This window comes from Luteolibacter sp. Y139 (genome assembly GCF_038066715.1).
Classification (GTDB): domain Bacteria; phylum Verrucomicrobiota; class Verrucomicrobiia; order Verrucomicrobiales; family Akkermansiaceae; genus Haloferula; species Haloferula soli.
Map to the genome: position 1 here is coordinate 171,511 of NZ_JBBUKT010000006.1, position 12,379 is coordinate 183,889.

6 protein-coding genes are annotated in these 12,379 nt (G+C 61.1%); 4 read left to right on the top strand and 2 right to left on the bottom strand.

What is annotated here, in order from left to right:
- Nucleotides 1-83 precede the first annotated feature (83 nt).
- On the top strand, nt 84-5,570 hold the full coding sequence (locus WKV53_RS16260) for a cadherin domain-containing protein (RefSeq protein WP_341405830.1): 5,487 nt from the start codon (nt 84-86) through the stop codon (nt 5,568-5,570).
- Nucleotides 5,567-6,475 (top strand): hypothetical protein, encoded by a 909-nt coding sequence (locus WKV53_RS16265; protein ID WP_341405831.1) that lies wholly within the window; start codon nt 5,567-5,569, stop codon nt 6,473-6,475. Before WKV53_RS16260 ends, WKV53_RS16265 begins: the two co-directional genes overlap by 4 nt.
- A gap of 466 nt (nt 6,476-6,941) precedes the next feature.
- On the opposite strand, the gene WKV53_RS16270 is transcribed toward WKV53_RS16265, so the two are convergent.
- Nucleotides 6,942-7,607 (bottom strand): hypothetical protein, encoded by a 666-nt coding sequence (locus WKV53_RS16270; RefSeq protein ID WP_341405832.1) that lies wholly within the window; start codon nt 7,605-7,607, stop codon nt 6,942-6,944.
- Between the two features lie 353 nt (nt 7,608-7,960).
- Here WKV53_RS16270 and WKV53_RS16275 point away from each other — a divergent pair, with 353 nt between their 5' ends.
- Entirely contained in the window at nt 7,961-10,204 is a 2,244-nt protein-coding gene (locus tag WKV53_RS16275) for a DNA/RNA helicase domain-containing protein (RefSeq protein ID WP_341405833.1), read from the top strand.
- Nucleotides 10,205-10,643: 439 nt separating this feature from the next.
- Nucleotides 10,644-11,102, top strand: coding sequence for a hypothetical protein (locus WKV53_RS16280; protein ID WP_341405834.1), 459 nt, complete (start codon nt 10,644-10,646; stop codon nt 11,100-11,102).
- A gap of 937 nt (nt 11,103-12,039) precedes the next feature.
- Here WKV53_RS16280 and WKV53_RS16285 read toward each other — a convergent pair.
- The gene (locus tag WKV53_RS16285; protein ID WP_341405835.1) at nt 12,040-12,372 is read right to left on the bottom strand and encodes a putative signal transducing protein; all 333 of its coding nucleotides are present in this window, start codon (nt 12,370-12,372) and stop codon (nt 12,040-12,042) included.
- Between the last annotated feature and the right edge of the window lie 7 nt (nt 12,373-12,379).

Sequence of the window (12,379 nt, forward strand, 5' to 3'; positions counted from 1 at the left end):
GAAAAAGTCCCTCCTTGCTCTGGCAGGGAGGGGTTTGCTATTTCGCGCGCGCGGATTACCCCTTCCGCGCACCCTCACCCGAAATGCGCAGCCCCTCCCTGGCGGCCTCCTTGTTACTCTCACTGCTGGCGATTTCCCTATGGTGGAGTCATCGCCCGCCGGAAGGGCCACGCGCTCCAGAGGCGGCCATGGTGGTGCAATCGCCCGATACCGGACAACTGCCAAGTCCATCGACGAAGGCTGCAGACCGGCCTCTCCCGGAGAAGCGGGAAGCGCGGTCGGCCAAGCTTTCGTCCGACGTTCTCACCCGGGCTGTCGATGGGAAGCGATTCCATCTGGAACTGCCGGACGGCCGTGAGGCGATAGGGGATGTCTCACAGGTCCGGCGGGATGTCGGTGGGAACGTCTCGCTCGTCGAAGGGGTCATCACTGCACCTCAAGCGGGTCGTTACTTCTTCCAACACGCCGACTTCGAGGGCGTGGCTGGTGAACTTGTCGGACACATCCTCTTTGAAGGCTCTCCGTGGGGTTGGAAAGTCGAGCCTTCGGGTGTGGGCAGAGCGCCGCTGCTGGTGGAGACCCACGAGGATCGCATCCTCTGCGTGAACTACGCGGTGGCTCCGGTTGGCGAAGTCGAGGAGGCTCCGCAGGCTCACCCGACAAACATTCCCATCCCATCCTACCAGACGATCATTCCGCTGCAGAGCTTGCCTGGCGCGACCGGCGTCATCTATCTCGACTTCGATGGGGAGAAGGGTCCTTTTCCCGGTTGGGGGGATTTCGATGCGGCACCACCGCTGGTGAACAACAACCAGATCTTCGAAGTCTGGAAGCGGGTGGTGGAGGACTACCAGGGCTTCAACCTGAACATCACGACCGATCGCGCAGTCTTCGACTCGGCTGACGAGGGCAACCGCCAGCATGTGGTGGTCTCGCCGACCACCACGGCGGCGCCCACTGCCGGCGGGGTGGCCTATGTCGGCTCCTACAATTGGCCGGGTGACACCGTGTGCTGGGCCTTTTACAGCACTGGCAAGACCTCGGCGGAGGTGATCTCGCATGAAGTCGGGCACACGCTGAATCTCAGCCATGACGGCAGGATCTCGCCCAGCGAGGGATACTATGCCGGCCACGGCAATGGTGTCACCGGCTGGGCTCCGATCATGGGGGTGGGCTACTACGAAAATCTCACCCAATGGTCGAAGGGCGAATACACCAGCGCCAACAACACCGAGGATGACCTGGCGATCATCGTGTCCAACAACGATGTGGACTACCGCGAGGACGACACCGGAGACACGCTCGTCACCGCCCGCTATCTGGAGATCGCGGCGAACGACAGCGTCTCGGGCGAAGGCATCATCGAGAGGACCGGCGACGTGGACGCCTTTCGCTTCACGACGACGGGTGGCGCGGTTTCGCTCACCCTTGGTCCGGCTGCCGCCAGTCCCAACCTCGACATCCTCGCCGAGCTCGTGGAAGCTAGTACGGGGACCGTCGTAGCTACTTCGAATCCGGATCTGTCCATCACAGCATCGATCTCCGACACCCTCGACGCGGGGGAATACCTCCTGAGGATCCGCGGCACCGGTCGCGGGGACCCCGAGGTGGACGGCTACTCGGACTATGGATCGCTCGGCACCTATCTCATCAGCGGCAGCGTGGCCGGTGGGGTGAAGCCGGAGCGTTTCACCATCGTGGAAAACAGCCCGGCTGGCACCTTCGTGGGGACCGTGCCCGCGCGTGAGGATCACGGACTTTCACCACTGCTGTGGAGCATTTCCGGCGGCGATGGGAGCGGGCTGTTCTCGATCAATCCGCTGACCGCCGAACTTGTCGTCACGTCGGTCCTGGATTTCGAGACGCTTTCCACCCGCTGGGATGATCCCGCGACGCTCGAACTCTTCGTCACCGCCACCGACACGCTCAATGCGGCGCTCACCGAGACGATCCGGGTGGTGGTGACGGTGGCCGACGTGAATGAACTCTCCGTCATGAGCGACGCCTCAGTGACGATGCTGGAGCACACCCGCCCGGGCACCAAACTCTTCACGGTGGCGGCGGACGATCCCGATCACTTCCAGTTTCCCGTCTTCAGCATCGTCGGAGGCAATGGCGACGGCTGGTTTGAAATCGATGCGGGAACGGGCGAACTCCGCGTCACCGGAAACATTGACGTTAGTTCGGACATCACCGTGCCACTGGTAGTGCGGGTGACCGACCAAGGAACGCCTCCGCTTGTCGCCACTACCACTGTCAATGTGACGGTGCTCAATATTGCCGGCGGCTATCAGCCGGGAGCGGTGATGCGCACTTATTTCGAGGGCATCGGCGGCAGCGCCGTCAGCAATCTCACCACGAATTCGAGATTTCCGAATCAGCCCGACAGCCAGGAGCTGGTGGAAGACTTCGACGGGCATGGCCATGGCGATAGCTTCGGCAGCACGCTGCGCGGTTACGTGATCCCGCCGGTGACCGGCAGCTACCGCTTCTGGATCGCTGCCGATGAGTCGGCCCAGCTCCGGCTCAGCACTACAACGAGTCCCTCGAACGCCACGGCCATCGCCTCCGTCTCCGAGTCGACCGACCCCTACGAATGGCTCGACGGTGGCAGCCAGATGTCGTCTCCCGTCACCCTGGTGGCCGGTCAGGCCTACTACATCGAGGCCCGCCACAAGGACTCCTCGGGTGACGATCACGTCTCGGTCGCGTGGTCGGGTCCGGGCATGCCGAAGCAGCTTCTCCGCGGCCTCTTTGTGGCCCCTTATGAGCAGAATTACGCGCCGGTGATTCCCACGGTTTCGTTCCCGGTTCACGACGATGCCTTCGCCGGACAAGAAGTCGGCACGGCCACCGTGAACGATGTGAATGCCGGTGACAGCCACGGCGACTTTGCCATCGTCGATGGAAATGAAGCCGGCATCTTCGCCATCGATCCGGTCACCGGCGTGCTGCGGGTCGCCGCGGCGAATTTGTTAGATCCGGGAGTGCAATCGATGCACGTGCTCACGGTGAGCGCCAGTGACAATGCAAGTCCGCCGCTGTCCGGCACCGGCACGATCATTGTCGCGGTGCTCCAGCCGGGTGAGTTTGCCGTGACCAACCTTTTCCAACAGGTGTGGACCGGCATCGTCGGAAGCAGCGTCACCTATCTCACGTCGAACCTCAGATACCCGTACCGGCCTTCGTCGATCCGCTACTTGTCCGGCTTCGAGAGTGATGCGAACATCGGCGACAGCTACGGCTCGCGGATCCGGGCGCTGGTCATTCCACCGGCGAGCGGGAGCTACACCTTCTATCTGTCGTCGGACGAGGACTCGCGGCTTTTGTTAGGAAGCGGGCCGCAGGCGGCCGGCGCGGTGCAGATCGCGTCAGTCACCGGCTACACCGCCGAGGACGAGTGGACCAAGTTCGCCTCGCAGAAGTCAGCGCCGGTCCAGCTCGTCGAGGGCGAGGCCTACTACATCGAAGTGCTTCACAAGGAGAACACCGGTGCCGACCACCTGCAGGTGGGATGGACCGGGCCGGGCATTCCTTCCGTCACGGTCATTCCCGCCTGGGCGCTGGAGCCGTATGATCTCAATGAGGCACCCGTGTTCGGAAATGGCGCCGCTTCGTTCAGCGTCATGGAAGGCGCTCCTGCGGGCACGGTGATCGGCACCCTCGCGGCCACCGATCCGGAAGGGGACTCGCCGCTTCACGCGATCACCGCCAGTGCCGTGCCGGGTGCGTTCGCCATCGACGTGAACACCGGCGTGCTCACCGTGGCGAATCCCGCGGCGTTGAATTCTCCGGGCGTGAAAGCCATCACGGTATCCGCCCAAGACCGCGGTATCGGCGGCATCTATCCGCTCAAGGCCGGCTCCATCGCAGTCGAGATCACGGTCATCAGCAATAACCAGCCGCCAGCCTTTGTCGCGGACCCGATCGCGCTGGCCGCCACTGAGGATGCATCTTTCTCCGACCATCTAACAGCCTCTGATCCCGATGCAGGTGATGTGATCACCTTCACGAAAATCGGCGGCCCCGAGTGGCTGATCGTCGCTCCGGATGGCTCGCTTAGCGGCACTCCGGAAAATGACGATGTCGGGCCGAATGAGTTCGTCGTCCAAGTGGCCGATCCCGAGAACTTCTCCGATCAGGCGACGCTGACGATTTCCGTCGCCAATACCAATGACGCGCCCTCATTTGTCGCCCTGCCGCTGACCCTCGATGCAGCGACCGAGGACCAGCCCTACCTCGCCACGGTGGCTTCATTCGCGGGCGATCCCGATGCCGGTGATTCCCTCGTCTTCGAAAAAGTCTCCGGCCCCGGCTGGCTCACCGTCGCGCCCGATGGCTCGCTCTCCGGAACGCCATCGAATGAGGATACCGGCGAGCATTCCTTCGTCGTCCGTGTGACGGATCTCGCCCAAGCCTCTGCCGAAGCCACGGTGATGGTGTTCGTAGTGAACACGAATGATTCTCCGGTAATCTCCACGCCTGTCGTCCCGTCCGCGACCCAGGATGCCGCCTACACCGCCAGCCTCGCCGCTTTCGCCGCCGATCCGGATGCAGGTGATTCGCTGGTCTTTTCGAAAGTCTCGGGACCAGGGTGGCTCATCATCGGCACCGATGGCAGCCTCGGCGGCACGCCCTCGAATGCCGACGTGGGCGATCATGACTTCGTGGTCCAGGTGACGGATGGTGCCGGCGCGTTTGCCCAGGCCACTGCTTCAATCACCGTGGAAAACGTCAATGACGCCCCGGTCTTCACCATCGATCCCATCGTGGCCGCCGTCGGGACCGAGGAAGTGGCCTACACCGGCGCCACCATCGCTGGCATCGCCGTGGATCCCGATGCAGGGGAAGCACCGGCTTACTCGCTCGTCGACGGCCCTCCTTGGCTCTCGGTCGCGCCGGAGGGCACGCTTTCCGGAACCCCGCCCGCCGGCAGTTCGGGGACGAACACCTTCAGGGTCCGCGCCACCGATCCCGCGGGCCTTTTCGCCGAGGCCACGCTGGTCATCGAGATCGCGTCGGCGCTGCCCCTGCCGTGGGAAGAGTCCACCATCGGTAGCGGTCCGGCCGGGAGTAGCGTGGCGCTCGGGGATAACCTCATCCTCACCGGCCAAGGTTCGCTGGCGGGGCGGAATGACGGCCTGCACTTCGTTTGGCAGACCTTGGACAGCGATGGCACCATCATCGCCCGGCTGGACTCGCTCGAGAGTGCCAGCCCGGGCGCACTCGCGGGCATCATGATCCGGGACACGCTGGCCACGAATTCTCGCCACGTCTTCATCGGCATGACCGGCGGAAGCGGCTACCGCTGGATCCGCCGCACGGGCCTGAATGGCAATACTTCCACCTCCACCAGCGGCACCGGTGCCGTGCCGGATGCCTGGCTGCGCCTCACCCGCACGGGAAATACCATCACCGCCTCGAAGAGCCCCGATGGCGTGGCGTGGGCCACCGTCGGCAGCCTGACCGCGGCACTGCCGCCGACCTGCTATTTTGGGCTGGCGGTCACGGGCAGTAGCGCTGAGGTTGAAAACACCGCGACCTTCAGCCACGTTTCCGTTACCCCGTGACCCGCTCGATCCAATTTCCCGCCGCTGTCTTGTCCTCGCTGCTGCTCTTTTCCGCCTGTGAAAAGAAAAGCGAGTCCACCGCTTCGTCCACGTCCCCGGACAAGGAAAGCCCCGGTACCCCCGGCAAGTCGACCAAGACCGAGCGCCACGGCGGCACCCGCGCCGAGCGCGAGGCCGAGGCCAAGACCAAGCTCCGCGAGGATTTCGAGGCGGCCGCGAAGATCACCGATCCCGCCGATCGCGAGAAAGCCCTCGCCGCCGTCGCGTGGGACGCCATCGATACCGATCGCGAGCTCGCGGAAAAGGCCTTTGCCGCCCTCACTCCGGGCAGCGAGGAGTCCCGGAAGCTGGTGGCTCATTTCGCCATGCGCTTGGCCGATGAAAATCCGGAGACCGCGCTCGAGTGGGCCCGCAACTTGGACGAGGGCGAGCGTGAGGATGCCGTCGGCCGCGTGATTTCGGTCATCGCCGCCACCGATCCCACCCGCGCCGCCGCCCTCGCCACCGAGGAAGTCCCGGAAGGCCCGCAGCGCGACCGCACCGTCGTTCAGGTTGTCCAACGTTGGTCCCAGAAGGCTCCCTCCGAGGCCGGCATGTGGGTCACTTCGCTTCCTGAAGGAGGCGGCCGCAAGGGCGCCCTGATCAATCTCGCCCGGACCTGGTCGCAAGCGGACGCCTCCGGCTTTGCCAACTGGGCCTCCACGCAGGAAGCCAAGCTTCCCGAAATGGCCTTCGCCGTCGCCACGCTGCTCCGCACCATGCCGGATGAAGAGCAGCGGAAGAAGCAGCTCGCCACCTTCACCGACCCCGCCTTCCGCCAACGCGTCGAAGCCGAATACAAGAAGACCACCCTCCAGCTCCCACCCATGGGCAAGCCGCCGGGAGGTCTGGCGCCGCAGAAGTAAGCAGGCGGTTATCGTCCCGGAGAGCGCGCTTCGGGGGCATTCTGGGAGCGCCGGTCTCCAGGCCGGTCGAATGGTCCAGGTGGCCGTCTACTCTCGCGGTACCTCCGGAATCCAACGGCCGGAAGCCGCTGCTGCCGGCTCTGGAAACAGGCGTTCCAGAGCCCGTGGGCACTCTACTATTCCAGAATACATCTATACTGGAATTATTGGAGTTCGGATCCCGCCGCTCCCTTCGCCAAGGCCTGCGAGGATTCCTCCTTTCCGGGATGTATAGGAAAGCGGAAAAGCGGAATTCACATTCTTCCTCCGCCAAGGCTACGGAGGACAAGGTCTTCCTTGGTTTTGGTAGCGGGAGGACTGCGTCCTTCCGGCTGGGTGACGCCACGCAGCTGCGCACCACTCCTTTACCTTCATTCGGCCCGCACCCCGCCGGAACGGCGCAGCCGTCCCGCTACGGGAGAATCGATCAGCGGCTCGCGGGCTTAGCCGCGTCCTTGGCTTTCGCCGGGGCTGGGCTCGCCTTTCTCGGGACGATGGTGAAGGTCAGGTCGTTGCTCTTCAGGTCCACCACCGGGACCGTCTTGTGAAGCTCCTTGAGCTTGGGGTCGGCCTTCGCTTCTCCTCCTGCCCGGTCGTCGCCCATGTAGTCCACGATGCTGCCGGCGGAGGTCTGGTAGGTGAAGTGAACCCGGTAGGTCCCCGGCGGAAGGAAGGACATGCGGATCGGATCGGCCGAGCCGAAGAATCCCTTGCCGAACGGGTTGAAATCCGCCCCCGCGGCCACCGTCGCAAAATCCTCAATCCTCAGCGAGTTCTGATTCCCGCAGCGTCCCAGCGCTTGCAACTGCACCGGCTTGCCCGCCGTGTCGAGGACCTCAAAGCCACATCGGGGAAACCGGCCGCCGCCGCGAGCACACCCGTCGAGGCTCCCGACCAGCACGGCCTCCTTTCCGCTGTCATTGCGGATGGCGACGTTGATCTTGGGCTCCTGTCCCTCCGTGATCCTGGTCTGGGCGCTCGTGATCGTGCAGGAAAACGGCGGCTTCTCCCCGGCCTCGCCCTCCGCAAAGGCACTCGCAAGCCCCAGCGGCCACAGGGCAAGAAGACAGGCACCGGTCAAAAGACGCTTCATGGCGGGATGGGATCTACCGCAGACCCTAGATGAATCACCGGGATCCCGGCAAGAAGTTGAGCCGGGAAAACCGTTGTTTCAGGCGGTCCCGGGCAAGGCGTTCCAATTGTCGAAATCCACGGCTTTTAAGGAGCAACGACGCTCTTGTCGTTGGCTCTGGGTGGGGGGCCAGTCTTTGTCCTTCCTGTGGCTTTGCAGGATGCCCTAATCTCGGCCCTGACTACCTGCTAGATGCCTTCCCTCCACAATTTCCCAGCTCTATCAAACACCACGATGTCGATATTGGCTTTGAGTGCGTGCCAATCTCCGGAACAACAAACTAGTGAGGTAGTTGCTTTCAAAGCGATTCAAGCATGATCATCGAAGTCCAAGAGTTTCTCCAGCGTGTTTCGAGTGATCTTCCCTCTCTTGTAACGGAGTTGCAGTCGGTAACCGGGCGCTTTGGAGATGAAGAAGCGGATGCTTGGAAGCAGTCACTGCCGCGCTTGGCTAAGGCGTTTGCATCTCCGGGCTTCGCGCCACTTCATTTGTATATCAATGGTACCGGAGCTCTCTCTCTGGAGTATCAGTTGCCTGCTGCGTCTTCCTGGTGCGACGTGGTACTGCTGGGTCAGAAGGACGGCCAACCGGGGGCTGTCATCATTGAGCTAAAGCATTGGCAGACCAGCACCGATTCGCCCGGAGAAATCGAAGGGTTGGTACAGCATTTCGGGCAACCAACGCTCCACCCATCGGATCAGGTTCGCGGATACACAGAGTATTGCCGGCGTTTCCACTCGGCGGTTCACGACTTCGAGGCATCCGTTGAAGGTTGCGTGCTTTTTACCAAAGATACGATTACTCACGCCTATCGGCTGCCGCCGAACGAAATCCTTACCGAACAGTTTCCCTGCTTCACCTTGTCGGAGGAGGATTTGGCCGAGCCATTTCCGGCGTTCGTTTCCAATGTAATCCGTGGTCCGCACCTCGGGTTCGCCAAGGCTTTCGAGACAGGATACTACAAGCAAGACCGGGGATTCATTCGGCAGATTGGAGATCAGATCCTCGATCCTCGTTCTAGTCCATTCGAGCTATTGGACAACCAGAGGAGGGCGTTTGCTCTTTGTCGCGCGCAGGTCAATGCCTCGCTTTATGGGGTGGGTGCCACACGGAACAAGAAGGTGATCGTAATTGAGGGACCACCGGGTTCTGGAAAGTCAGTAGTTGCTGCCAAGATCTGGGCGGCTTTGGCGACCGATCCGGAGCTTCCGGAAGGACCGATTGTCTTCACCAGCACGTCAGCAAGCCAAAACAGCAATTGGAGCTACCTGTTTAACATGGCCTCACGTGAAATCGCGGGATCTGGCGTGGTTAAGAAGGCAACGTCCTATACTCCAATAACGACCCACAAGTTAGGGCAGTTACGGCAAAAGCATCGCGATCCCGATCTGTTCAAAGACGGTGAGAGTTGGCGGCAGAATCTGAAGACGCTCCGCGCCATGGGGGTTCCCTTTTTGAATGGAACTCGGGATGGTGAGTATCTCGTTTCTGTCGTCGATGAGGCCCACGCATTGATCAATCCCGAACATCCCGAGGGAAGAGGGCAATTCGGATTCGTGACCGGACTGGGACCGCAGGCCTTTCACATCATGAGGGTTTCGCAGGTTTCCATTTTCCTTTTGGACAGTCGTCAGGGATTTCGGACTCGAGAGAATACGACAACAGATGATCTAAAAGCGTGGGCCAAGGAATTGAAGGCGGACTATGCAACTGTGAGTCTCGCTGGTAGCCAGTTCCGCTGCGCTGGATCCAAAGAGTATGTGGATTGGGTCGAAGCTGTTCTTGGAGGAGCGCCTCTGGGTAACTGCCAAGTGCTTGCCTCGGCGTGGAACAAGCCGAAGCCGGTATCAATCGGGAATATTATCGAGTTTCCACAATACCAGTCAAAGGTGGCTGAAGACGCGGTTCCTTATGTGACCAAGCCGCCAAAAGTGAAGCAAGGAGCGGGGCCGATGGATTTCCAGATTTTCGACAATCCGAAGGCGCTTGAAAGTGCGCTTCGCGAGAAAGTCGAAGCCGGATATTCGAGTCGCCTTCTTGCTTCATTCTCGCGCCCGTGGACGACGGCCGAGGCGAATGTGCCTCATGACCTTCCGCCTTCTCTCAAAGACTTCTCGATCCCTTACACTGAAAATGGAACGGCGGCGACATGGAGTCGGATTTGGAATTTTGTTCCAAATAACGGCTCCGACTACACCGCTTATATTCAGGGAGCAGAGGGTTCCCGAATGCACGCCGATCCCCTTTGCGAAGTCGGGTGTCCTTACGCAGTGCGAGGATTTGACTGGGACTACGTAGGAATATTGTGGTTCTCCGACCTGGTGAACAAGGATGGGGCTTGGCGCGCGAATCCTCAACATGTCCATGAAACCGGCATCCGGTCACTGAGGACTGCTGCGATGAACGAGAAGGAACCCGGTGGACCTCATCACATCAATCTACTTGAGGCAGTCGCTCAAGCTTATCGGATTCTTCTGACACGCCCGATTCGAGGTGTTTACGTTTGGTTTGAGGACGATGAGACTCGGGACTATGTCGAGTCGTCGCTTGGACAATAGCGCCGGTTTCTTCCGGATGCTTTTCTAAGTGACCGTGATTGCGCTCAGCCAGATCAGATCGTCCGCAAGGGAGTGCACGATATGCTTTCGGTTTTTACAGCGAGCGCATCGTCCAGCACTCTCCGAAACCTACGACTGCATCGTTACCGCAAGTCCGACTTGTCGGGTGATCGAGCGTTAGGAAGTGGCCACCGACATCGGCAGCGACGCCAACCTCGGAGCGACCGAAACAACAGGCGACACAAATTATTCGCGGAACTCTTCCTCTTCGCCAACGCAGTGAGCTTGGAGACGAGGAAGATCATGAATGGGCTGCCGTGCCTTGAGATTTCGTTGCGACCAGCTTTTCGGCAGAGGTCGCTGATATGTGCCTGCCGTAACGAGCAATGCTTAGAGCTTGTGAGAGAAAGGGCTCCCTGTTAGGAAGGAGTCAGAATATATGGCGCAGCGCAAAGCAGTTTTGGCGGTTTGGAACAAAGCAGGAAGAGGGAAGACCGAAACGCTCAAGACGGTGGTCGAGATAATAAAAAAGACTTTCCCGAATTTCATTCAGCTTTTTCCTTCGTCCGATGGCCCGCTTCCGTCGGGGGATATTGTATGGGTTTGTAAAATCGAGGATTTGATCATAGGGGTCGACTCCAAGGGCGACCCTTGCACCGGATTAAAGGAGCGTCTGATTGAATTGCTCAAAAAATGGAACGTGGACGTGATTTTTTGTGCTACCCGGACCAGCGGCGAGACAGTTGCCGCGGTCGAGCACCTTGTGGAGGTGGAGGGATTTGAACCGGTTTGGACCTCCACTTATCAAGTGGACGGCAGGGGCGCGCAGAAGGAGGCGAATGCCGTGAAAGCTCGGCACATTGTCGATTTGATGAAGCAGCTTGGCTATTTACCATGAGCATCGTAGTGCCCGGCGTAAGATCGGCCCGGCCAACTGGAACTTGCGTGTAAAGTCCGTCAGAAAAGCCCTCAAATCTTCCTCCCCAATCCGCCGGACTTGCGCTAGGTTCCACCGATCCGATGGAGGAAAAGCCAGACACCTACCTTTGCCCGGGTTGTGACCGGGAGGTCCGCGTTGGGTCGCGGGGGTGTCCGTATTGCCAGCCGCCGGCGACGGGGAGGCGGGAGGTGCAGCTCAGGAAGAGCAAGAAGCGGTTGCCGAAGGCGGCGGCGGAGAAGGGGCGGGTGCGGGATCGGGCTCGTGCCCGGGGGAAGAAGAGTTGGGAGCAGGATCCGGGTTACGATGGGCTGGATTTGCCGGGGGAGGATTTTGACTATGATGATTTCGTGGCCCGGGAGTTCGGGCACCGGGCGCACCGGAAGGTGGGGATTGCTTGGTACTGGTGGGTGACGGCTGTTTTGCTGGTGGGGTTGATGGTTTTGGGTGGGTTTAGGTTGTGGGGGTGAGAAGAAGTGCCGAGTGATCGGTGATCAGTGATCAGTGGAAGAGTTCGGACTGGTGGAGTTCGGACTGGTTGAGGCCGGACTGGTGGGGAACGAACCCACCTTCGCTAAGGCTACGGTGGACAGGCCGCGGAGACGGGGAGGCGCGAGGTTTCCTTGGGCCACTGGATGGATTCGACCGCACTCGGAGAGTGCGGACCACTTTGGTTGGTGGTGCGGGCTGTGCCGGCTATCCAGGCGGCGATTTGTCTTCGGGCGTCGACCAGCCGGAAGCGCGCAGCGCTTCCGCTACGGGAGGGGCGGAGATGAACTCCGCTAATTCCGCTATAGATGCATTCCGGATTAGCGGAGTTCGCTGCGGCTCACGGTGGCGGGCCATTCCGATATTCCGATTTCCTAGACTTATCGGAATATCGGAATCGGGGCTCGGTTCAGAGGTCCGGGCGGGTGGGGGCGGGGGTGCCGCAGTTCCAGCATTCGGAGAAGACGCCTTCGACGTGTTCCTTGCAGACGGGGCAGGTCCAATCGGGGCTGACGGGCGTTTCGGCGGCGGCCTGGCGGTAGTCGCGGATGATGGCTTTGGCGCGGGCTTCGTCGGCATTGTCCAGCACCCACAGTTCGGGGTAGACCTCGGAAATCGGCAGCTCGCCGGCGGCGCGGGAGGCTCCTTCATTGCGGATCTCGGTGCGGATGCCTTCGGACTCCAGGATGGATTGGAGGTGGCCGACGATGGTGAAGTCGATGTGGTCGAAGACGCGCTTCATTTTGGGA

What these genes read in the sequence shown, in the direction of transcription:
- WKV53_RS16260 (WP_341405830.1), top strand. Translation starts at nt 84, where the DNA reads ATGCGCAGCCCCTCCCTGGCGGCCTCCTTGTTACTCTCACTGCTGGCG.
- WKV53_RS16270 (WP_341405832.1), bottom strand. Translation starts at nt 7,607, where the DNA reads ATGAAGCGTCTTTTGACCGGTGCCTGTCTTCTTGCCCTGTGGCCGCTG.
- WKV53_RS16275 (WP_341405833.1), top strand. Translation starts at nt 7,961, where the DNA reads ATGATCATCGAAGTCCAAGAGTTTCTCCAGCGTGTTTCGAGTGATCTT.
- WKV53_RS16280 (WP_341405834.1), top strand. Translation starts at nt 10,644, where the DNA reads ATGGCGCAGCGCAAAGCAGTTTTGGCGGTTTGGAACAAAGCAGGAAGA.
- WKV53_RS16285 (WP_341405835.1), bottom strand. Translation starts at nt 12,372, where the DNA reads ATGAAGCGCGTCTTCGACCACATCGACTTCACCATCGTCGGCCACCTC.